This window comes from Anabaena sp. TISTR 8404, from assembly GCF_056847745.1.
In genome coordinates, this window is the sequence record NZ_CP180578.1 from 482,602 (window position 1) to 505,508 (window position 22,907).

The following is a 22,907-nucleotide window of genomic DNA, read 5'->3' on the forward strand; positions in this document are numbered from 1 at the left end:
GAATATGCTGATTTAGTAAGCCAAATTATATAAACATAAAAATAAGTTAAACCTAAATTGAAATATTGAAAACAACATTTTTTTTCTTAAGAGGTAACTTTCAACACAGTGAATAAATACTTATATAAGACTCACATTTGATTTGGGAAAAAAACTCAGTATTCTTTTATTCCTGCTTTCCTGTTGCCTGTTGCCTGTTGCCTCCCCATGCAATCCAGTTATGTGGAAGCTTCCTAACCTGAGTCAGAACAGATTCACCGTAGAAAACAGGTAAATACCAACTGAAAAAATGTTGGCGACAGATAGATTACAGAAACTAGACACAGACAGCAGTTGCCAATCCAAAGATAGAATCCTTTTAATTCGCACTTACAAAAACACCAGATATAGTTTGAGTATCTCCTAAAAAGGTAACCTTGCCGTAAATGAATATTGAAATTTATTATGCAAGTATCTAAGTAAATTTAATATGCCAAAATAACGATAAGATACAACGGAAGAAGTACTTTGTAGCAACAAGCTCAGTTGCAGAGAAACTTCCAGTATATTGAAAAGCCAGTTTATTATAATGTTGGCTTCAGTTATCACCCGAAAAACTCCAGAAAACTTATCAAATAAGTTAATTATTCAATCACCAGCTATGGGACTGTCTGTACAAGGTTGTATTCGAGTCTCAGGAGAACAATCTCGATTTCTCTCCTGTTTTGTAGCCAGTGGTGTAACAATCGGTTGCAGAACCAAGATTTAGAACAGATCATCCAAAATAGCGATCGCTAGAAAGAGTGTTGCCTTATGTTTATGGAATTTGGGCGGGAAATCTGCGGCAATCTCGACACCGCAGAAACACGAGAATGGTTAGTCACCAATGGCATAGGTGGTTATGCTTCTGGGACTGTGGCAGGTTTGCTCACCCGTCGCTATCACGGCCTACTAGTAGCAGCATTACATCCACCTTTAGGTCGTACTTTATTGCTGACAAAACTAGATGAAACAGTTTTGTATGGCGATCGCTCTTATCCGCTACACACAAATCGTTGGGCAGATAAAATTGTTAGTCCCCACGGTTATCGACATATCGAACATTTTGCTTTAGAAGGTACAGTTCCCATCTGGCGTTTTGCTGTAGCTGATGCTTTGTTAGAAAAGCGAATTTGGATGCAGCAAGGAGCTAACACAACATATATCCAATATACGGTGCGTCGTGCCACCCAACCTTTGCAACTAACCCTGAAAGCAATAGTCAACTACCGCGATTATCACAGCGATACCCACAGCAACGGTTGGCAGATGTCTATTGAGCAGGTAGAACAGGGAATTTGTGTAACTGCTGATCTAAGTGCTACACCATTTTATTTGTTGACTGACAAGGGTAGTGTGTCACCAGTTCATAATTGGTACTATAACTTTGACTTAGCAGTTGAGCGTTATCGCGGCTTAAACGACAAAGAAGATCATCTTCATGCTGCCACGTTTACTGTGACACTTCATCCAGGGGAAGCACTCACCTTTGTCGCCAGCACAGAAAAATCGGCAGATTTGCATGGTGAAAGCGCCCTCAAGTTACGCCAAACTCATGAGCAGAAACTCATAGGACTTTGGCTGAGTAATCGACCCCTGAACGCGCCCGAATCTCCTACCTGGATTAACCATCTGTTATTAGCAGCTGAGCAGTTTATTGTAGATCGCCCAGTGCCAGAAGAACCTCATGGCAAAACTATCATCGCTGGTTATCCCTGGTTTAGTGATTGGGGACGAGACACAATGATTAGTTTACCTGGGTTGACAATTGCCACTGGCCGCCCAGAGTTAGCACGTTCAATTATCCGCACCTTTGCTAGGTATGTAGACCAAGGAATGCTGCCCAATCGCTTTCCTGATGCTGGGGAGCAACCAGAATACAATACAGTTGATGCCACACTGTGGTACTTTGAAGCAATTCGTGCTTATTACAATGCCACAGAAGACGATCATTTGCTGAGTGAACTGTTTCCTGTTTTGGGAGACATTATTTATTGGCACTGTCGCGGCACACGTTATAACATCCACCTCGATCCCACCGATGGTTTATTGTACGCAGGCATTGCAGGTGTCCAACTGACTTGGATGGATGCCAAAGTTGGAGATTGGGTAGTAACACCGCGAATTGGCAAACCAATTGAAGTTAATGCACTTTGGTATAATGCGTTACGCACAATGGCAAAGTTTGCCCGACAACTGGGTAAACCACATCAAGAATATGAGGCAATGGCAGACCGGGCTTTAGCTAGATTTTCTCGCTTCTGGAATGAAGGGCTAGGTTACTGCTATGACGTGATAGATAGCCCTGATGGGGATGATGCAGCGTTGCGTCCTAATCAAATTTTTACTGTATCAATGCCAGAAAGCCCCCTCACACCTAGTCAACAAAAGAGTGTAGTAGACACTTGTGGAAGAATGCTGTTGACTTCTTATGGATTGCGATCGCTCACTCCCGACCATCCCCAATACCAGGGAATATACGGTGGTAATCAGTATCAACGCGATGGAGCTTATCACCAAGGCACTGTCTGGGGTTGGTTGTTAGGGCCATTCGTTTTTGCTCATCTGCGCGTTTACAAAAATCCTGAACAGGCGCGGCAATTTCTCGAACCAATGGCCAATCATCTCACAGCACATGGTGTTGGCAGTCTCAGCGAAATTTTTGATGGAGATGCGCCGATGACTCCACGCGGATGTATTGCCCAAGCCTGGACAGTAGCAGAAGTTTTACGCGCTTGGTTAGCAACAGAGAGTTGAGCAAATATTATACCGTTGTCTCCTCAATTAAGATTTTTCGCTGAGCAAAACTAACTGATCTAACTGATACTGCATTTTACTAACAACTAAGTCGTAGCATTCATCAACATAATCGCGATCGCTTGCAGCTTCTCTTCCATAACGTTCAAATACAATTGGCGGACAAACCTGTGTGTGAATAGATACAGGAAACGGAATATTAGGCAGTGGCCCAATAGATAATCCCCAAGGCCAACCTAAGTAAATCGGAAATACCACCGGATCAATATCTAACAGCCAAGGCATTCCCCATTCATGGAATTGACGAACAATTTTATAAATGTCAGCCAAGACAATTAAGGTATCATGCGCCCCCGTCGAAATTACAGGCACAATCGGCACATTTTCTCGTAACGCCAGCTTAATAAATCCTTGTCTGCCAGCAAAATAAATTTTATTTCTTAAATAATAAGGTCGAAAGACATCTTCTGCGCCACCTGGATAAACCAACACACTCGCACCAGAACGCAAAGCCGCATAAGCCATTTTGGGATGAGCCATGATAGCTCCCATTTTGGCAGCCAGTTGTGCCAGTGGTGGAACAACTTCCCAAACTCTGGGATGCATCAAACCATATACTGGTTGTTCCACGCCAAAACGCTGAAACCAGTCGTACATCATCATCAGCATATCGGGAGCCGAAAGTCCACCATTATGAGAACCCACAAACAAAACTTTTTGCTGAGGTGAGACATGATGCCAACCACTAGTTTGCACGCGAAAATAATAACGATATAAAAAGCCCAATAAAGGCATCATCGATTTAATAAAATTTGGATCTCGCTCATCCAAAGACCAACCGAGTTTTTTTTCCAATTTTTGTGGCTTTTGTAACATTCAAAAATCTTAACAGTATTTATAAAAGTCTGACTAAGCCCTTTTAATAGACTTTTTTTGTAGTTATAAAACAAACATACCTAAATATGGGGCATTTTTGGCTCATCCTTAATCGCGGAAAATTCTGAGTAAAGGAAAATATAGCAACTTCAGCAGGTTGTGATAGGCTATCTGCGATAGGAATGTAGAGGAACCGAAAATGACTAAGGTAAGGGTGGGATTGTTATTTGGCGGACGTTCTGGGGAACATGAAGTGTCAATTAGTTCGGCAAGGGCGATCGCTAAAGCTTTAAGTGCAGAGCAAAATACTAGTAAGTACGAAATCCTGCCTTTCTACATTCAAAAAGACGGACGTTGGTTAGCCGGAGACACACCCCAAAAAGTATTAATTTCTGGTAAGCCTTTACTAGAATCCGAAACTTCCCCAAACTCCGAGGAAACACAACTCACCAATTCCCGAAGCCAAACACTAGAACGTTGGCAATCTCCTTCCCAAGTTGCAGAAGTGGATGTTTGGTTTCCCATTCTCCACGGCCCCAACGGGGAAGATGGCACAATTCAAGGTTTACTGACGTTGATGCAAGTCCCCTTTGTCGGTTCTGGGGTACTAGGTTCAGCCCTGGGGATGGATAAAATAGCCATGAAAATGGCATTTGAGCAAGCAGGATTACCCCAAGTTAAATATAAAGCGTTAACAAGAGCGCAAATTTGGTCAAATCCTTGTGTATTTCCGAAATTGTGCGATGAGATAGAAGCGACATTAGGCTATCCTTGTTTTGTCAAACCTGCTAACTTGGGTTCATCAGTAGGGATTGCCAAAGTGCGATCGCGCTCAGAATTAGAAACTGCACTCGACCAAGCCGCCAGTTATGACCGCCGCATCATTGTTGAGGCAGGAGTAGTTGCCAGAGAAGTAGAATGTGCCGTGTTGGGTAACGACCAACCCCAAGCTTCTGTTATTGGTGAAATTACCTTCGACAGTGATTTTTACGATTACGAAACTAAATACACCGAAGGTAGAGCAGATTTACTTATTCCAGCGCCACTACCAGATGATATCAGCCGTAAAATTCAGGATATGGCGTTGCAAGCCTTTGCAGCAGTTGATGCGGCAGGATTAGCCAGAGTCGATTTCTTTTATGTAGAAGCCACAGGGGAAATATTAATTAACGAAATCAATACCTTACCTGGCTTTACTGCTACTAGTATGTATCCCCAACTTTGGTCTCATAGCGGCGTATCTTTTCCCGAATTAGTGGATAGATTGGTACAACTAGCTTTAGAAAGGCATTCTGGTTAAAGTGCTGAGTGCTGAGTAAGTTGTGAATACTAGCTTTTTGATAGATTTGCCAACAAAATTGATTTTTGAAGAAAAGATGAGATTTAGTGACTAATGATCTAAACAAGTGGCTCTTTATGCCAAAATCTGGCTATTGATACTTGATAACTTACTCCTTAAGTACAATCATGGAACTGAAGGGGTACAAATCTAAAAGTGATCATGGAAAATAGTCAAAATTTCAACCATGAGCCAACCCAACTGATAGAACCCAATCGGGAATCGAAAAATCCTAAATTGGGTTCAAAAGGTCGCTCAAACATTCTTCTTTCTCTACTGGTGCAGCACCCTCTGGTGTTGTTAAGTGGAGTTTTTACAATGATTCTCGGTGCAGCTGCTGTAGCATTTTACAGCCTCAGTCATATTGATGGTGCAAAACAGGCAGAACAAGAGCCAATACCAGTAATAGTTGAACAGCCAATTACCACTGAACGTAGCAATCCTACACCTTTATGGATGGTAATGGCGATCGCACTCAGTTGTGGTAGTGGTTGCTACGTAATTTTTCGGTTGCTGAACCGTTCAAGCAAGTCTCACAACATCCCCAAACCTGTTCGCAGTCGTCAGAAAGCTTTAAAACCAATTCCGCAACCCAGATGGCAACCACAAACATCTCAGAATCTGCCAAGGTTTGCAACTTTCCAACCACTGCCAATTAAAAGCAAACCTTTAGTTGAAGTTCTACCGCCAGCACAGCACTACCGCCTAGATAAAGGCAAAGAATCACTAGCAGACTTGATGGATATCCGCAAAGACAATTCTTTGTCTACACTTTTACAAAAGTATTAATGTTGCCCTAAGACAAAAACTTTTGAAATACAACTTTAGATTGTGGGGGTACAGCATTGCTGTACCCTTATTAGTGTCAAAATTATATTTATAACTATATCGGTGTGAATATTTGTCATGAGGATATAGCAGCCAGATAAAACAAGTTTCACAACCAATGATGAAAGAATTTTACACTACTCCCTCTTCCCAACTCCCCGTTCCACCTTCAAGTTAAGAATTATCAGGGTATTGAAGAATTCAGAAGTCAGAATTCAGGGTATCGCTTCTGAATTTTGTTTGATAACACAATCTTAAAAACCTGCCAAAATGGCAACCCAACTCAAATTAGCTGAGTTAAATTTATGAAAGATAAACGACTTCAAGGGTTTTGTTATCAGGGTCTACCTAGAAAATCAAATGACGAAATACGAGTTTATTACAATAGAAATTTAATTTCAAATTTTAGCTAATTAATTGGGAAAAATGCATTAATTAATCAGGCTTTACATTTGCTGCAACAGGAAAATTCAATATGTATAGACGTTGCCATTTTCGCACAGCTTAGCCCCCTAAATAAAAGGGCAATGTTAGTACATATTCCTGGACGCTACAGCAGCAAATGTTGAGTGGGAGAACTAGGCGATTGGTATGCCTACTCCCACTCTTTTTTTATGCATTTGTATTGTGTTGATAGTTCACTTTTGACTATTGACTGTTAACAGTTAACAACTCCATAAAAGTGTGTTTTCGCTTCATAATCTTTGCCAGGTTAATTCTTTGGTTGCTTCATCCCAATGCCACCGTAATAAATTAGCTGTTTGCCCTGGGTAAATTACAGGTAAATTTATTGCCTGTCTTGGTGCATTTGTCGCTAAAGCGATCGCTTTTTCTATGTCACAAATTCCCCACTTTACCAAGTTTTGCACTCCCATCAATAGCGACAAAGTTGTGCCTGATAATGTGCCATCTCGCAGCCTGGCTGTACCGTTTTTTACTTCAATTTGTCGGCTATCCCAAGGATACACACCATCAGGTAGCCCTAATGGTGCAAGGGCATCACTGACAAGGAAAAGTTCTTGCTTAGCCCGCAGCAGAATTTGCAGCATTGTCGGTGCAACGTGCTGTCCATCAGCAATCAAACCACACATTACATTTGGATTGGTAATAGCTGCGCCTAGTAATCCAGGTTCACGGTGATGTAAAGGCGGCATGGCATTAAAGGCATGAGTAACCATTGTGGCACCCAACTCAAAAGCTTGTTGTGCTTGGTCAGCTGTTGCCTGAGAATGCCCTAAACTGACGATAATACCCAAAGAACACAAATATTTTATGACTTCCCCTGTGGGGTCTAATTCTGGTGCTAGGGTAATAATTTTGACAACAGAGGCATAATTTCCCAACACCCGTTTAACTTCCTCAATTGTCAGAGGTAAGAGATATTCAGCCGGATGTGCGCCGCGCTTTCCGTAATTCAAAAATGGGCCTTCGAGATGTACACCTAAAATTTTTGCCCCTGCTGTTTGACTAGAAGCAAAATCAGCAATAATGGCAAGCGATCGCCCTAAATTTTCTACTGAAGTGGTGACTAATGTTGGTAAATAAGCATCAACCCCTAAATCCCACAAATATTGGGAAATTTTCGGTAGCATCGAGGCATTTTTCTGGGTTAATTCGGGAAACGCCAACCCTAACGCGCCGTTAATCTGTAAATCAACGCCACCCAGGGAAATCCAGTCACCAGCTACATCCCATACTTGTAAATCAGGTGGTGGAACCCGCTTAAATACCGTACCCATTGGCAAGATTTGCTCAATTACACCTTTATGGTTCACTAAGAGCATTTGTAAATCTTGATAACCAGGTACACGCGCATTGATAATATCTACGTTTGAAGCGATGGGGTTTTGTCTTGCTTGGGTCATCACTTTGGACTGAAAGTAGCTAAGTCTAAGTCTGACACGATTGTAAATCTAGCAATCAGCCTCTAATCCAAAATCCAAAATTCAAAATCTAAAATTCTATGTCTTTTCTTGTCGGTATTATCATGGGCAGCGATTCTGATTTGCCCACTATGAAAGATGCGATCGCAGTTTGTGCAGAGTTTGGTGTAGAAACAGAAGTAGCGATCGTTTCTGCCCACCGTACCCCAGAACGCATGGTGCAATATGCCCAAACAGCCCATCAACGTGGCATTAAGGTGATTATCGCTGGTGCAGGTGGTGCGGCTCATCTCCCTGGAATGGTAGCCTCCCTCACACCCTTACCAGTAATTGGCGTACCTGTAGCTACCCGGAATTTACAAGGTGTTGATTCTTTATATTCTATTGTTCAGATGCCAGCAGGTATTCCAGTAGCAACAGTAGCGATTGGTAATGCTAAAAATGCTGGGCTGTTAGCAGTGCAAATTCTGGCCACTCACCAACCAGAGTTACTCCAAAAAGTGCAGCAATACCGCCAGTCTCTCTCGGAAATGGTAATGGCAAAGCAAACAAAACTAGAACAGCTAGGCTATGAACAATATTTAAAAGAGGAACTTTAACCGCAGTGACTTGGGGGTAGGTGTGCGTAATCAAAACCCTTACACCCAGTCTCTACAACTAAACTTTGTGTAAAAGTCATGATTTGGTGTTTCTCGCAACCTTTACGCTTCTGTGTTTAAGTAACTATTGTTACCGAATTTATCCAGTAAAAATCAATTAACTTTTTTTATAAAAATTTAATAATATTTTTTATTCTTCTTTACGGATGAGGATAAATCCATTCCCTGTAAAGGATGTAGTTTCGTGAGCTAATCACTTTCAGGGTAGTAAAAGAAACAAACTTTAAAAAACCGTATCTAAAGATACAGAATTGCAGTTTTGATAAATAGAAAATCAGTCAAATTTATGTATGAGTTGCTTAATGTTTACAACAGGAAGCTGTTTAATAATTCCTGTCATGTAATTGTTGGTAACTTCACAGTAGTAAATTTGCGGTAATCCTAATGTATTGTGCAAATGATTTGCTGCTTTATCCGTAATTTTTTGTCGGCTTTGTATTGACAATTGCCAGCAATTAAGCAACTGAAGCTAAATATTTCAAGATTAAAGATTAGGTGAAGGAGACTTGACTGTTGCGGATAATACATAATAATTTCTTAAGGATAACAGTAAAAAATATTTACAGGAGCGCATTTAGTTTTCTAAACTCCTATCTGGGTGATTTGGCTTTCTGGCGTGGCAACAAGTGGTTTTAAGACAAATATCAAAAACCACTGCATTTAACTTCGAGCATGAGTTTTTTTTTGCTCGATATGTTTTTCCTTTTAGGATGGTTTGGAGGATGAAGTTCAAACTCATGCAAAGAAATAAAACGAGAACAAAAATTAGGCGATTATCCGCCAGAAATTCCGCTAAAAACACACAATTTATCTCAAAAGTCAAGCGATTTACTTTAGCAATTAAGCAACTTTCTCCAAGTTGGCGAGCTTGCTTACCTTTGGCGTGTCTAATTGTATTAGGCTGGAGTTATGTAGCTGTTGCTCAAACACCAACACCCGCAGGCCCAACAACAGCAGAGCTAAAAGTTGCACTTGATACTTTGTGGGTGGCGATCGCTGCTTTTTTAGTATTCTTCATGAACGCCGGTTTTGGTATGTTAGAAACCGGGTTTTGCCGTCAGAAAAACGCCGTTAACGTTCTCGCCAAAAACTTAATTGTATTTGCCTTATCGACCGTAGCATTTTGGGCGATCGGCTTTGGCTTAATGTTTGGCGATGGCAATGACTTCATCGGATTCAGTGGCTTGTTCCTATCAGGCGCAGATAACAGTCCTGCTACCGGAGATGCTTATCAAGGAGTATTTAGCGCAATTAGTTGGGCAGGTGTTCCCTTAGCTGCCAAGTTCTTATTCCAACTAGTATTTGCTGGAACCGCAGCCACAATTGTGTCGGGTGCAGTTGCTGAACGGATTAAGTTTATTGACTTCTTAATTTTCAGCCTGTTACTTGTAGGTATTGCTTACCCCATTACCGGACACTGGATTTGGGGTGCTGGTTGGCTGGCAGATCGAGGTTTTTGGGATTTTGCTGGTTCTACCGTAGTTCACTCAGTTGGTGGCTGGGCTGCATTGATGGGAGCCGCATTTCTTGGGCCACGCATTGGAAAATATCAAGACAAGCAAGTGGTGGCGCTACCAGGCCACAACATGAGCATTGCCACTTTAGGTTGCTTGATTTTGTGGTTGGGTTGGTTTGGTTTCAATCCTGGTTCTGTAATGGCTGCTGACCCAAATGCAATTACTCACATTGCTTTAACAACCAACATGGCTGGTGCAGTTGGTGGTATTGCAGCCACAATTACCGCTTGGTTGTACTTGGGTAAGCCAGACTTGTCCATGATTATTAACGGTATTTTGGCTGGTTTGGTTGGTATCACAGCACCTTGTGCTTATGTCAGCATTCCTAGTTCCATAGTTATTGGCTTGATTGCTGGTATTTTAGTAGTTTTCGCTGTGCCATTTTTTGACAAAATCGGTATTGATGACCCAGTAGGTGCTACTTCAGTTCACCTAGTTTGCGGTGTGTGGGGTACTTTGGCTGTTGGTCTATTTGCTGTTGGCCCTGGCGTTTACTCTTGGTATGGTGAAGGACTTGGCCCTGCTAAGGGTTTATTCTTAGGTGGTGGCTTAGGACAGTTGATTACTCAATTTTTAGGTGCGGCCGCAGTCGGGGGAATGACAGTTCTGCTCAGCAGCATCTTCTGGTTAGTGCTGAAAGCGACTTTAGGAATTAGAGTTACCAGACAAGAAGAATTAGAAGGCTTAGATATCGGCGAACACGGTATGGAAGCTTACAGTGGATTCATGAAAGAAGCTAGTCCTAGTGGATTTTCAGAAGGGACAAGTTCTGGAGGAATTTCATCAGGTGGTGATGTACCGAGTACCTTGTAAGCTGGTAAATCTCTAGTTTTATTGCTGACTAATAGCCGCCCCTACAAATTTTGATTTTTATGTAGAGGGTGGTTTTCTTAATTAAATAAATCAACTTTCTAGAGACGTTGTAAGCTCAGGTTTTTTAAATGCTCAAGTCCCTAATTTATTTTGTGTTGACTGGTTTATTTGAACTGGGAGGCTGTTATCTAATCTGGTTATGGTTGCGTCAAGGGCAGTCAGTCTGGTTAGGAATTTTTGGTGGAATCACTTTAGCGCTTTATGGCATAGTTGCTACTTTTCAACCTGCAAATTTTGGTAGAGTCTATGCGGCTTATGGTGGCGTGTTTATTGCAATGGCAATGCTTTGGGGTTGGCAAGTAGATAAAGTTACTCCAGATAATTACGACTTGATTGGTACTTTCTTAGCATTGCTTAGTGTCTTAGTAATCATGTTTGCACCGCGAAATTAAGTATATTTTCTCTTGTGATTTTTTTGGTTATTTGGATACAGAATAAACCTTTTATATGGGTTTGCAAAATAACTCAAATACAGAAAATTTTTCTTACCTAAATAAAATGTGATTACTCGAACAAAAAATGCGAAAATTGCATAACACATATTCATTAATGTCTTGGCAACTGTCATAAGGATTATATTTTTGTTAATCTTTTGAAAAAAGATCCAGTTGAGTAACTTTCAAGACAATAATGAATAGCAAAAAAGAATGAAATGTATTTTAGAATACAAAAATTTTGACTTGTGGGAGAAGGGGGCAGAAACAAGTGTTGAAGAAGGTTTTCACGATCGCGACCATGACGCTATTACTTCTGGGAGGGCCGCTGGTGGGCAATGCTTTTGCCCAAACATCAGCAGCGGCTCCACCTGCTGCTGATACAGGCGATACAGCATTTATGCTAGTTTCAGCAGCACTAGTTTTGCTGATGACACCGGGCTTAGCATTCTTTTACGGTGGATTTGTGCGATCGCGCAACATCCTCAACACCTTGATGATGAGCTTTGTGTTGATGGCAATTGTCGGCGTTACCTGGATTTTGTGGGGTTATAGCTTGGCTTTTGCCCCAGGGAATGCGATTATTGGCGGCTTACAGTGGCTGGGTTTAAACGGTGTTGGGTTAGAAACAACTAATTATCTCCAAGGTTCAGAACCAAAAGAAGTTGTTTCTTATGCCGCAACAATTCCTCATCAGGCATACATGATTTATCAAGCCATGTTTGCCATTATCACTCCAGCTTTGATTTCTGGAGCGATCGCAGAACGTATGAGTTTCCGCGCCTACAGTCTGTTTGTTTTACTGTGGTCAACTCTTATTTATAGCCCTTTAGCTCACATGGTCTGGGCCAAAGGTGGATTCCTCGGCTTATATGGCGGTTTAGGCGCTCTCGACTTTGCTGGTGGTACAGTCGTTCATATTAGTTCTGGTGTTTCTGCGTTAGTAGCAGCAATCGTTCTCGGCCCGCGCAAAACTCATCCCGACCGCCTCAGCCCTCCACATAACGTACCTTTTATCTTGTTAGGTGCTGGCTTGCTGTGGTTTGGATGGTTTGGCTTCAATGCTGGTAGTGCTTTATCTGTTGCTAGTGGAACTTCTGGTGATGTAGCAACCAACATTGCTACCACTGCCTTTGTTGCTACCAACACCGCTGCTGCTGCTGCTGCTTTGATGTGGCTCATTTTAGAAGCAACGCTACGGGGTAAACCCACTGCCGTAGGTGCAGCTACAGGCGCAGTTGCAGGTTTGGTGGGCATTACCCCAGCCGCAGGATTTGTTACTCCTTTGGCAGCGATTTTAATTGGTTTCATTACCTCCTTTGTCTGCTTTTATGCTGTGAGTTACAAGCATAAGCTACAAATTGACGATGCCTTAGATACCTATCCCGTGCATGGTGTTGGCGGTACCGTTGGGGCAATCTTAACTGCCATCTTTGCTACTACCCAAGTTAACGGCGGCGGTAAAGATGGAGTCTTGCGTGGTAATTTTGGGGAATTAGGAGTAGAACTAGCAGCAATTTTGGTTGCCTATGCGATCGCCGCAGTTGGTACTTTTATTATTCTCAAAGTTATCGATGCTACAGTTGGTCTGCGGGTTAAAGAAGAAGCCGAGGTACAAGGGTTGGATATCAACGAACACGGCGAAGAAGGCTACAATTCAGAATTTGGCGGCGATCGGCCGATTACTTAATTTGCCAGCAACTTAACAAGCTACTCCGAGAGTAGGGAGTGTCAAAGTAATTACTTAAGATAGTGTGACTTTTGCGAACTAGCGGATAAAATTTGAGTCAAATTATTGGCAAATTTCGCTAGTCGTGACCACTTCTGTAAAAACCTTCCCTATTTGGGCATTGTTATCGTTGGCAACCAACTGCATACTCATGTTGGCGGTCATCCTGCTGATTTTACAACGGCAGAGATTGACCGCTGTTTTTGGTAGTTCGCCTCCGCAACAAACAGTCAGTGTATCCCAAGCTGTCACTCCTGAGTTAGGCCGCCGCCATCAACTCAATTACCAGCAGTGGTTAGATATTCTCAAACAAGAAGCTAAAGCCGCCACTGAACAAAATGCTGAGCATTTAAGCATCCTAGCGGGAGATTCTATCAGTTTATGGTTTCCTGTAGAGTTATTACCGGAAGACAGACATTGGCTAAATCAAGGTATTTCCGGCGAAACCAGCACTGGGCTTTTAAAAAGATTAGATATATTTGATAGAACCAAACCAGATGTAATTTTCGTCATGATTGGCATTAATGACCTCATCCGTGGAGAAAGCGATGGGGTCATTCTTGATAATCAGCGGCAAATTATCCGATACCTCCGCAAAGCTCATCCTACAGCACAAGTTGTTGTCCAGTCGATTTTGCCACATGGTGCAGAAGAAGCCTCTTGGGAAGGGCGAGATAAACTTTTAGCTATTCCCAATAGTCGAATTCGCCAATTGAATCAACAACTGCAAAGCATAGCTGCCAAACGTGGTGCAAAATATTTGGATTTATATCCCTTGTTTGCGAATCAACAAGGCAATCTCCGCCCCGAACTTTCTACCGATGGCTTACATCTCAACCCCACTGGCTATCTGGTTTGGCGCACAGCATTGCAGATTTATACTCAATCAAGGAGTAGGGAGTAGGGGTACAGAGGTGTAAGGGTTTTGGATATATACACCCTTACACACGCCAGTACTTTATAAATGGTCTCTGAGTGCTGATGAATTTGTTTTTAAAGTAGCTGCCGCTTTTTTTCAATTTATTGGATTAGGTTCATCGCCATAAATATTAAATTTTATCAGTATCTAAATATGCAATCCGGAAGCTTTTTGCTGTTTTAGGTTGTTTTTTATATTTTTCTTGCCAATGTTAAGATTTATGTGATATTGTAAAAGTTAATTTTAGACTTGTTTTCAACAAATATTTTCAGCATTTTAATACTTGGTAAAATTAAGTCAGATGTTAAGACCAAATAAGGTTCTAGTCACTATTACACAAAGAAACTGTCCACCCTAAAGATTTAGCTAAATATCTCAGGATGGAATTCAACGCATCAAGCTTCTGGTGTGCTTTGAAGTGATTAGTTTGGTCTAACTTTGCTTACCTGACATTGTTAAGTAGTTTATGTAAAGCAGGAATTTTTTAGACAAACTGAATTCAACCATTACTGGTGATAAAAGATAGCTCGATTGTAAAAATTTAGATTACTTTTCTTTAAAAGCTATAGAAACCAGGTAAAAGAACTAGAAGCTTTTGACAACCTCAAATAAAAACCATCTTGGGTTATTTTGTCCTTGATTTATTACTAGAGACCAAGATATAAATCTGACTTGTGAGTTAGAAGTTGTGTGTGTGGTAATTGAAATTTAAGCCATGCAAACATTGCTCAGAGTGTAAAACTTTTACTAGACAAACAATGGAATAAAAAAGTGTTCTCTGTGTAGTTGCCTATGTCCTAAATTGAACCAAAGCGGAGGATGATTTGAATACAACAGTTTTGCAGCGAGAGTGGTTATCCAATGTCAAAACAGACATATTAGCAGGAACACTAGTTGCTTTAGCACTCATTCCAGAAGCGATCGCCTTTTCTATCATCGCAGGTGTAGATCCCAAAGTTGGGCTATATGCCTCATTCATTATTGCTGTAGTCACAGCTTTTGTAGGTGGACGACCTGGTTTAATCTCGGCTGCTACAGGTGCAATGGCACTACTGATGATTACTTTGGTGAAAAAACACGGACTTGATTATCTTTTCGCAGCCACGATTTTGACGGGCATCATTCAAATTATCTGTGGCTGGCTGAAGTTAGGTAGTAAACTAAAGTACGTCCCGCGTGCCGTGATGATTGGCTTTGTGAATGCCCTAGCCATTCTCATATTCATGGCACAGTTACCGCAGTTAATGAATGTTCCTTGGCAAGTATACCCGATGGTAGCTGGCGGTCTGGCTATCATTTATATTCTGCCTAGATTTACCAAAGCCGTACCGTCTCCATTAGTGGCCATTATTGTACTGACAGCCATTTCCATTATTGGTGGTATTGATGTGCCAACTGTGGGTGATATGGGTGAATTACCCACAACTTTACCCTTTTTCAAAATTCCCCAAGTACCACTAAACCTAGAGACACTCCAGATTATCTTTCCCTATGCAGTTACTCTATCAATTGTAGGTTTGTTAGAGTCATTATTAACAGCATCATTAGTTGACGAACTCACAGATACATCCAGTAATAAAAACACAGAAGCTCAAGGTCAAGGAATTGCCAATATCATTACTGGTTTCTTTGGTGGCATGGCGGGATGTGCCATGATTGGACAGTCAGTAATTAACATTAAGTCTGGTGGACGCACTCGCCTTTCTACCTTGGTTGCAGGCGTATTCTTACTGTTTTTTATTCTGGCTTTAGGCACTTGGGTGAAGCAAATCCCAATGGCATCCCTAGTTGCAGTTATGATTATGGTTTCTATCGGCACTTTTAGCTGGACATCGCTAAAAACTTTACATCTAGTGCCTAGAAGTGAAACAGCTGTGATGGTGACAACAGTTTTCATCACCGTACTTAGCCACAACTTGGCACTGGGAGTTGTTGTGGGCGTAGTAATGAGTACAGTCTTCTTTTCACGGAAAATTGCCAAAGTTGTCTTTGTAGACAAAGTTCCGAATTCTGGTCAAAACTACCGCATATATAATGTAGCCGGACAATTGTTCTTTTTATCAGTAGAAGACTTTCTAGCAGCATTCGATTTTAAAGAAGACTTGGAGCGTGTGAAGATTGATTTAACCAATGCCCATATTTGGGATCAGGCAGCAGTTACAGCCATCGATAAGGTCGTGATTAAGTTTCGGCGCAATGGCACAGAAGTAGACCTAGTAGGACTCAATGAAGCCAGTGCTACCTTACTAAAAAAATTAGCTCTTCATGATAAATCAGCAGGCTTGGACGACTTAGCTGGCCACTAAATTCTTCATACAGGGCATTACCAATGAAAAAAATTCTTCTGTGTACAGATGGTTCCATATTCTCTCAAAGCAGCTATCAATATGCAGCTTGGTTAGCACCGCGTTTAGAAGCTTCTATCGAAGTCCTTCATGTCAGCGATATTCGCGCCCAAAAAGCTGTTTCTACTGGAGATTTTAGTGGCAGTATAGGCATAGATGCTTCCCGTGAACTTCTCAACCGATTAGTAGAGTTAGAACACGAAAAAGCCAAAATCAGCCACCACAAAGCCCAACTAATCCTACAATCCGCAGAACAGTTTTTTGCACAACAAGGTGTAAGGGAAGTACAACTAAATCATCATACTGGCTTTTTGGTGGATAGTTTCCATGAATTTGAAGCACAGGCTGATTTGGTAATCTTAGGTAAACGCGGTGAAAATGCTGAGTTCGCTTCAGGACATTTAGGTGCAAATTTAGAACGGGTTTTGCGTTCTAGTAGTAAACCTTGTTTTGTGACATCACGCAATTATCAACCAATTAATCGCATTCTTTTAGCTGATGATGGTGGTAAGAGTTGTCAAAAAGCACTGGAGTTTTTAGCTACCTCACCCGCTTTTAAAGGACTAGAGTTACATTTGCTGACTGTAGCGAAGAAACCCCAGGATGAAGCAGCACAAGCCTACTTAAAAACTGCCCAACACCAAGTAGAAGCAGATGGTTTTACGCCAATTTGTCAAATTAGACAAGGGAATCCAGAACAGGAAATAGCCAGTTACGTAGAAGCCCAAAACATCAATTTACTAATTATGGGTGCTTACGGACACAGCCGGATTCGTCATTTAGTTATTGGTAGCACAACAGCACAAGTATTGCGAAGTAGTCATATTCCTGTCTTGCTATTCCGGTAAATTTCACAATTTAGCTTGTCTTACTAATATATAGTCATTAGTAATCGCGGTAAGATAAATTATCAGCCGCGATTACACTATTTATGCTGTTAAAACTTGCGTAGCTATATCTTCTACCACAAGAGAAATATTGTTCATGCTGTAGTGATCTCTCAAGTTGTTACGACATCACTGCATCTTTTACCTTGCGCTTCTTTAAGAAATTCGACATAAATGGTCGCTCAAAGAATAAGTAAAACCAATAAGCAATGATGAGAGACAAGACTGTGCCTAGTAAATAGGATGCAGCAGCAAACATATCTGGTGAGATTGGCAGATAATACAGGAAATAACGCACGAAGACTAAGACTGGCCCATGAGTTAGATAGAGGCTATATGAAAATGTCCCAAGTGCGATCGCCCAAGGATGTTGTAATATCCTTAATGCTAATGGTGGCTCTTTTCCGTCAATGATTGACTTGGTTAAACCAATAAATAGACAAGCAAAGGCAAGTCCAGCAAAACTTTGATTAATCCATATATGCAATCCTAGTGGTCGCCATTCCGTAATAAAGGCAATACAAGTAAAGATAATCGCCAACCGACTCCAAGGTAGAGAATTTCTCATAGCTACTAGCTGAGGTTTTTGCGAAAATCCAATATCTGCGGCTGCTATTCCTAAACAGAATATACCTAACAACCACGGATTAGCTTGTTCCAGAAATCCATTGAAAAAGTATATAGGTGTTAGACCAATAGCAAAAGCGATGATGACAAGCATCCATAATCCAAAACGTCGCCATATAGGCAACAATAATAGCGGAAACAAAAAGTAAATTTGCCATTCTATGGCTATACTCCACATAGGTGGATTTATAGTCATGTATGTACTCTCACTTAGATTGTGGACTAATAGCAAATGAGATATGACATCAATCAAAGAGAATTTAGGATCAAATGGGCCTAAACCTGCTACTTTATTCCATTGAAAACTGGAACATCTCTCTAAGATGAAGACAACTGCTCCTATTAGCAAGCAAACGAATAAAGCCATGTAGTATGGTGGTAGAATTCGCCGCGATCGCCTATTGATATAATTAATTAAACTTCCTGATAAATGACCATTTTCAGAACGGACTACTGACAGCATTAAAACATAGCCAGAAATTACAATAAAGCCAATGACACTAAATGGGCCATATTTCATAGCTCTTAAAAACAATAACCAATGTATAGGTAATTGTTCTTCGATGCCTGGGTCAACGTGAACAAGTACAACATATAGAGATGCTAATCCCCTTAATCCATCCAAATAGGAAAGATGGAGTCTTTTCTCAGAGGATGTTGATGTGATTTCCGTCATAAAATTCATCTCCTATTATCTTTTTACTGATAGATACTTTCACTCCAGATTATTAGAAAAATAATTATTTAATTAATAAAAATATTCATTATTAAATATATTTCATTATAAAAATAAAATATATTTAATAATTCTGTTTGGTACGCTTAACCTTAAGAAGAACATTGTAAGAATGACTTAGCCAAGATGGCTATTTTCTGCTAAAAAGCTGGGTGTTTTAGTCATAGCAAATTATATAAATTCATTTTTCCCATAATTGTTGGAATATCTCCTAAAAAAATACTAAAAAATTTTTTGAAACCGCTTTTTTTTGAAAAATATTTTCAATTATTCATGGCTATATTATTCCCAGCTAAATTGTGAATTTAGAAATTTGTAGAAGTATGCCTAAAAAAAGACATATTGTATTTCAGCTTGATATTTACTAGCTATATTTTTATATCTGCATTTTGAGATTGCAAATTAATGAAAATAAGATAGCTAATATAGGCTTTTCAAATCTTTGAAAAACCAAGGCAGCTTTTAGGACTACAAGCTATTAAATACAAGTATTATTTAATTATTAGACATAGCTATACAAAAAATACTGTATCTGTTTACAAGCAAATTTTGTAGTTACAGTAGTTCGCAAAAGTTGAATTATACTGTATTTATTATTTGGTATGCGTACTAGTTGAAAATTAGAGAAAATACTTTTTTATATTTGGAAATGATGAATATTGAAGCTTAATGCTTTACCACAGCATCAAATACCTAACTCTCTATATATACTAGTTAGCAATTTGGCAAGCTCATATAATTTAGATATTCAATCATCAAATATCAAAGTAGTTATTTCAATTCAATTACATCTGTTTACGCTGTTCCGCAGTCGGAATCGAATTTACTCACTGCAATCAAGATGTAATTGTCAAATTCCTCGTATAATTTTCAAGCAAGTACAAGCACGTTAAATTAGGGGGGAGTATCTCCAACTTCAGCCATCACATTGAAGTTAACCATTGGAGCAAATAAATAAATATTTCCTCGATTACTATAACGGCTTCCTTGCAGCCAGTTTTTTGAGTCTGCTGCTATTTTCATCATTACGTACACAGAGAATTTACATCTTCGCTAAAACGCCTTTATAGTGACACAGTGGATGTGCTTTCACCATCCTAAAAGAGACTTACAAAATTATCATCAAGAAACAGTAAAGTTTAAACAAAAAATATAAATATTTCAAAATAAACATGAATCTATAATCAGTATTTTTCTTAATAAAGACATCAATTATACCAAGTAGGTAGGTACGAATAAACTCAACTATGTAACAGGATGTAAATTTTTCAAAACCCTTATGATTGCTTCACTCCACTTCGCGACCTTCGCAATGACGTAGTTATAAATTTTCGCGTCCACCTACTTATCTATCACCCTCTACCAATTAAATGGTGTAAATAATTATTATTGGAATCAGGTAGGGAGTAGGGCGTTACTGAGGTAGTCGAAGGGCTTGTCAAAGGGTGGGTGGAACAAATCTAAAATCTAAAATCCCTAAGCCCCGAACCCTCGTGGTCGGGGTCAATCCAAAATCGCAAACTTGTACTGAGCTTGTTGAAGTATCTAAAATCCAGAATTGGTTGACTGTTGACTATTGATTCAACACTTCATACTTCATACTTCTAAATTGCGTCTCCAGGGGCGAAAATCAGATAGAGGCGACACTACAGAATTAAACATGGATACAAAAGCTTTTAAACGTACACTCCAACATTCAGAAAATTACAATCGCAAAGGGTTTGGTCATCAAGCCGAAGTCACAACCCAGTTGCAATCTGAGTATCAAAGCAGTTTGATTCAAGAAATCCGCGATCGCAATTACATTCTCCAACGCGGTGATGTCACCATCCGACTAGCCCAAGCCTTTGGTTTTTGCTGGGGTGTAGAACGTGCTGTCGCAATGGCTTATGAAACTCGCCAGCACTTCCCCACAGAACGCATTTGGATTACTAACGAAATTATCCACAATCCTTCTGTCAACCAGCGAATGCAAGAGATGGAAGTCAAATTCATTCCTGTGGAAACAGGCAAAAAAGATTTTTCTGTGGTAGAAACCAATGATGTAGTTATCTTACCTGCATTTGGAGCCAGTGTTCAGGAAATGCAGATATTGCATGAGAAAAGCTGCAAAATTGTTGATACAACTTGTCCTTGGGTTTCTAAAGTTTGGAATACCGTTGAAAAGCACAAAAAAATCGATTACACCTCAATTATTCACGGTAAATATAAACACGAAGAAACCGTTGCTACGAGTTCTTTTGCAGGCAAATATTTAATTGTTCTGAATTTAAAAGAAGCACAGTATGTTGCCGACTACATACTTAACGGTGGTAATCGAGAAGAATTTTTACAGAAATTTGCCAAAGCTTGTTCCGCAGGATTTGATCCAGATAAAGATTTAGAACGAGTGGGTATTGCTAACCAAACCACCATGCTGAAAGGTGAAACCGAGCAAATTGGTAAGCTGTTTGAGCGAACAATGATGCAGAAGTACGGACCCGACCAGTTGAATCAGCATTTTCAAAGCTTTAATACTATCTGTGATGCTACGCAAGAACGCCAAGATGCCATGTTGGAATTAGTACAGCATGATTTAGATTTAATGGTGGTAATTGGTGGGTTTAACTCATCGAATACCACACAATTGCAACAAATTGCCTTTGAAAGGGGAATTCCTTCTTATCATATTGATTCTGTAGAACGGATTAAATCTGGTGATGCGATCGAACATCGACAGTTGAATGGGGAATTAGCGATCGCCGAAAATTGGCTACCAGCAGGTAAAATCGTCGTCGGCGTAACTTCTGGTGCATCGACACCAGATAAAGTCGTCGAAGACGTGATTGAAAAGATTTTTGCCCTCAAAGCTTAATGAAGAGTGCTGAGTTGAAAGTGCTGAGTGCTGAGTTAAAAGATCACCCACATTTGGGTGGGGTATCGATTTTCTCCCGATAAGAAGATTCTGCCCACGCTTGGGCGGGGCATTTACCATAGTGCCAAAGTGCTGAGTATTTTTTTCTTACTCAGCACTTTGCTATAACTAAATCTTCTATTGACTCAGGATCATTTGGTAATGCTGCTGTTAAAACTTCGCTACCATCTGGGGTAACTAAAACGTCATCTTCAATGCGGATACCTCGGACATCAGTAAATTGTGATAAACGCTCCCAATTCACTAAATTTTGGTATTTTGAGCGATTTTGCCAATCATTTAAAATAGCTGGGACTTGATAAAATCCTGGCTCAATTGTGACTAACATTCCAGGACGTAGGGGACGATTGAGACGTAGGTAACTTAAGCCAAAGCGATCGCTTCTTTTTCTTTCTCCCTCATATCCCGCTAAATCTCCCAAGTCTTCCATATCATGAACATCTAAACCAAGTAAATGCCCAATGCCGTGGGGGAAAAATAGTGCATAAGCATCTATTTCGACTAAATCTTGGGGATCGCCTTGTAAAATACCTAAATCTACTAAACCTTCAGCAATAATTGTCGCCGCTAATAAATGAATATCTCTGTACTCTACGCCTGGGCGAATTTTGGCAATGCAAGCATCATGAGCCGCTAATACAACATCATAAATATCTCGTTGCGTGGCCGAAAATTTACCAGAAACAGGCCAAGTACGAGTAATATCAGCCGCCCAACCAGTTTCTGTTTCTGCACCCACATCAGCAAGTAATAAATCTCCTGGTTGCAGTGGGTGATGATATTGCTCATTATGCAAAACTTCGCCGTGAACAGTGACAATACTGTTGTAAGAAGTTGTCATATTTTGGGCAATAATTACTCCTTCCATTGCCGCCCGGACTTCTGCCTCCTGTTTTGCTTTTGGGGTAGCTGCCATACCAGCTATGTGTGCAGCAATACTTACAGCCGCAGCTTTGCGTAATTCAGCTAACGCCCCAGCATCGTGGGTGAGGCGTAAGGTGACAATTGCTTTGGCTAACTTTAAATCTAGTCCATAAAGGTCATTAAGTGGAGCTATCGGTCTTTTTAGTATTTGTGATTGTACAAGGTTAATCCCATAATTCAACACCGGAATTGAGGCTGCACCACTTCCCCGATGTTTCAACTCAGACATGGTTCTGGCAACATCTGCGCCTATCTTTTCGGCAATTTCTGCTCGTTTGGGTGTTTCACCATGCCATAGGGCGCTACCTGGTTGGGGATCATCGATAAATAACTCAAGTTTGCCTGCTTCTAGACGAATGGCGGCGTTGTGTAGAGGTAAGCCAGCAAAGTAAAGGAAATGACTGCTGGCGCGGAATGGATATGGATTAGCAGGAAAGTTGCGGGGGCTACTACTTCCTGACCAGAGAATTACAGGGAAATCAATTAACTGAGCTAGTTTTTCTCGTCTGTAACGTAGGGTATCGGCGAGAGAACTAGGGATATTGTGTATAACCATAGAGAAGAAGACATTCGCGCTTAATTCAGAATTTAGAACCAGAAAGCGAGGGAAAAAGTTTCAGCGTTTATTTATCCACCCGTCGC

At 40.6% G+C, this 22,907-nt stretch carries 17 protein-coding genes; 12 read left to right on the forward strand and 5 right to left on the reverse strand.

Annotation, left to right across the window (positions count from 1 at the left end; translation table 11 throughout):
• Positions 1–568: 568 nt before the first annotated feature.
• Entirely contained in the window at positions 569–748 is a 180-nt protein-coding gene (locus tag ACMX3D_RS02205; protein ID WP_482749861.1) for a hypothetical protein, read from the forward strand.
• 44 nt (positions 749–792) lie between these two features.
• Positions 793–2,775 (forward strand): amylo-alpha-1,6-glucosidase, encoded by a 1,983-nt coding sequence (locus ACMX3D_RS02210; RefSeq protein WP_482749862.1) that lies wholly within the window; start codon positions 793–795, stop codon positions 2,773–2,775.
• Positions 2,776–2,802: 27 nt separating this feature from the next.
• Here ACMX3D_RS02210 and ACMX3D_RS02215 read toward each other — a convergent pair whose 3' ends face one another.
• Positions 2,803–3,651 (reverse strand): lysophospholipid acyltransferase family protein, encoded by an 849-nt coding sequence (locus tag ACMX3D_RS02215; protein WP_482749863.1) that lies wholly within the window; start codon positions 3,649–3,651, stop codon positions 2,803–2,805.
• Between the two features lie 199 nt (positions 3,652–3,850).
• Between ACMX3D_RS02215 and ACMX3D_RS02220 the strand changes: the two genes are divergently transcribed.
• Positions 3,851–4,951: a D-alanine--D-alanine ligase family protein gene (locus ACMX3D_RS02220; protein ID WP_482749864.1), complete on the forward strand. Its 1,101-nt coding sequence runs from the start codon at positions 3,851–3,853 to the stop codon at positions 4,949–4,951.
• Between the two features lie 201 nt (positions 4,952–5,152).
• Positions 5,153–5,779, forward strand: a complete 627-nt coding sequence (locus ACMX3D_RS02225) for a hypothetical protein (RefSeq protein ID WP_482749865.1) — start codon at positions 5,153–5,155, stop codon at positions 5,777–5,779.
• Between the two features lie 734 nt (positions 5,780–6,513).
• Here the strand turns inward: ACMX3D_RS02225 and nagA are convergent.
• Complete coding sequence (gene nagA, locus ACMX3D_RS02230; protein WP_482749866.1) at positions 6,514–7,683, reverse strand: N-acetylglucosamine-6-phosphate deacetylase; 1,170 nt, start codon at positions 7,681–7,683, stop codon at positions 6,514–6,516.
• Between the two features lie 98 nt (positions 7,684–7,781).
• On the opposite strand from nagA, the gene purE reads away from it, so the two are divergent.
• The 7 genes from purE (at position 7,782) to ACMX3D_RS02265 (ending at position 17,025) form a co-directional block, all read left to right on the forward strand.
• Complete coding sequence (gene purE, locus ACMX3D_RS02235) at positions 7,782–8,300, forward strand: 5-(carboxyamino)imidazole ribonucleotide mutase (protein WP_482749867.1); 519 nt, start codon at positions 7,782–7,784, stop codon at positions 8,298–8,300.
• 797 nt (positions 8,301–9,097) lie between these two features.
• Positions 9,098–10,690, forward strand: coding sequence for an ammonium transporter (locus ACMX3D_RS02240; protein ID WP_482749868.1), 1,593 nt, complete (start codon positions 9,098–9,100; stop codon positions 10,688–10,690).
• 128 nt (positions 10,691–10,818) lie between these two features.
• Positions 10,819–11,142, forward strand: coding sequence for a YnfA family protein (locus ACMX3D_RS02245; protein WP_482749869.1), 324 nt, complete (start codon positions 10,819–10,821; stop codon positions 11,140–11,142).
• Positions 11,143–11,485: 343 nt separating this feature from the next.
• The gene (locus ACMX3D_RS02250; RefSeq protein WP_482749870.1) at positions 11,486–12,874 is read left to right on the forward strand and encodes an ammonium transporter; all 1,389 of its coding nucleotides are present in this window, start codon (positions 11,486–11,488) and stop codon (positions 12,872–12,874) included.
• Between the two features lie 124 nt (positions 12,875–12,998).
• The gene (locus ACMX3D_RS02255; protein WP_482749871.1) at positions 12,999–13,817 is read left to right on the forward strand and encodes an SGNH/GDSL hydrolase family protein; all 819 of its coding nucleotides are present in this window, start codon (positions 12,999–13,001) and stop codon (positions 13,815–13,817) included.
• An 839-nt stretch (positions 13,818–14,656) separates the two neighbouring features.
• Complete coding sequence (locus ACMX3D_RS02260; protein WP_482749872.1) at positions 14,657–16,138, forward strand: SulP family inorganic anion transporter; 1,482 nt, start codon at positions 14,657–14,659, stop codon at positions 16,136–16,138.
• A 23-nt stretch (positions 16,139–16,161) separates the two neighbouring features.
• On the forward strand, positions 16,162–17,025 hold the full coding sequence (locus ACMX3D_RS02265) for a universal stress protein (protein ID WP_482749873.1): 864 nt from the start codon (positions 16,162–16,164) through the stop codon (positions 17,023–17,025).
• 160 nt (positions 17,026–17,185) lie between these two features.
• Here the strand turns inward: ACMX3D_RS02265 and ACMX3D_RS02270 are convergent, their stop codons facing one another.
• Both ACMX3D_RS02270 and ACMX3D_RS02275 read right to left on the reverse strand, forming a co-directional pair.
• Positions 17,186–18,367 carry an acyltransferase family protein gene (locus tag ACMX3D_RS02270; RefSeq protein ID WP_482749874.1) on the reverse strand — a complete coding sequence of 394 codons (1,182 nt, stop codon included), beginning with the start codon at positions 18,365–18,367 and terminating at the stop codon, positions 17,186–17,188.
• A 954-nt stretch (positions 18,368–19,321) separates the two neighbouring features.
• On the reverse strand, positions 19,322–19,453 hold the full coding sequence (locus ACMX3D_RS02275) for a hypothetical protein (RefSeq protein ID WP_482749875.1): 132 nt from the start codon (positions 19,451–19,453) through the stop codon (positions 19,322–19,324).
• 634 nt (positions 19,454–20,087) lie between these two features.
• Here ACMX3D_RS02275 and ACMX3D_RS02280 point away from each other — a divergent pair.
• Positions 20,088–21,281, forward strand: coding sequence for a 4-hydroxy-3-methylbut-2-enyl diphosphate reductase (locus ACMX3D_RS02280; protein WP_482749876.1), 1,194 nt, complete (start codon positions 20,088–20,090; stop codon positions 21,279–21,281).
• 151 nt (positions 21,282–21,432) lie between these two features.
• Here ACMX3D_RS02280 and ACMX3D_RS02285 read toward each other — a convergent pair whose 3' ends face one another.
• On the reverse strand, positions 21,433–22,821 hold the full coding sequence (locus ACMX3D_RS02285; RefSeq protein WP_482749877.1) for an aminopeptidase P family protein: 1,389 nt from the start codon (positions 22,819–22,821) through the stop codon (positions 21,433–21,435).
• Positions 22,822–22,907: the final 86 nt, after the last annotated feature.

What these genes read in the sequence shown, in the direction of transcription:
- ACMX3D_RS02250 (WP_482749870.1), top strand. Translation starts at nt 11,486, where the DNA reads ATGACGCTATTACTTCTGGGAGGGCCGCTGGTGGGCAATGCTTTTGCC.
- ACMX3D_RS02240 (WP_482749868.1), top strand. Translation starts at nt 9,098, where the DNA reads ATGCAAAGAAATAAAACGAGAACAAAAATTAGGCGATTATCCGCCAGA.
- purE (WP_482749867.1), top strand. Translation starts at nt 7,782, where the DNA reads ATGTCTTTTCTTGTCGGTATTATCATGGGCAGCGATTCTGATTTGCCC.
- ACMX3D_RS02220 (WP_482749864.1), top strand. Translation starts at nt 3,851, where the DNA reads ATGACTAAGGTAAGGGTGGGATTGTTATTTGGCGGACGTTCTGGGGAA.
- ACMX3D_RS02265 (WP_482749873.1), top strand. Translation starts at nt 16,162, where the DNA reads ATGAAAAAAATTCTTCTGTGTACAGATGGTTCCATATTCTCTCAAAGC.
- ACMX3D_RS02275 (WP_482749875.1), bottom strand. Translation starts at nt 19,453, where the DNA reads ATGATGAAAATAGCAGCAGACTCAAAAAACTGGCTGCAAGGAAGCCGT.
- ACMX3D_RS02285 (WP_482749877.1), bottom strand. Translation starts at nt 22,821, where the DNA reads ATGGTTATACACAATATCCCTAGTTCTCTCGCCGATACCCTACGTTAC.
- nagA (WP_482749866.1), bottom strand. Translation starts at nt 7,683, where the DNA reads ATGACCCAAGCAAGACAAAACCCCATCGCTTCAAACGTAGATATTATC.
- ACMX3D_RS02225 (WP_482749865.1), top strand. Translation starts at nt 5,153, where the DNA reads ATGGAAAATAGTCAAAATTTCAACCATGAGCCAACCCAACTGATAGAA.
- ACMX3D_RS02210 (WP_482749862.1), top strand. Translation starts at nt 793, where the DNA reads ATGTTTATGGAATTTGGGCGGGAAATCTGCGGCAATCTCGACACCGCA.
- ACMX3D_RS02215 (WP_482749863.1), bottom strand. Translation starts at nt 3,651, where the DNA reads ATGTTACAAAAGCCACAAAAATTGGAAAAAAAACTCGGTTGGTCTTTG.
- ACMX3D_RS02280 (WP_482749876.1), top strand. Translation starts at nt 20,088, where the DNA reads ATGGATACAAAAGCTTTTAAACGTACACTCCAACATTCAGAAAATTAC.
- ACMX3D_RS02270 (WP_482749874.1), bottom strand. Translation starts at nt 18,367, where the DNA reads ATGACGGAAATCACATCAACATCCTCTGAGAAAAGACTCCATCTTTCC.
- ACMX3D_RS02245 (WP_482749869.1), top strand. Translation starts at nt 10,819, where the DNA reads ATGCTCAAGTCCCTAATTTATTTTGTGTTGACTGGTTTATTTGAACTG.
- ACMX3D_RS02205 (WP_482749861.1), top strand. Translation starts at nt 569, where the DNA reads ATGTTGGCTTCAGTTATCACCCGAAAAACTCCAGAAAACTTATCAAAT.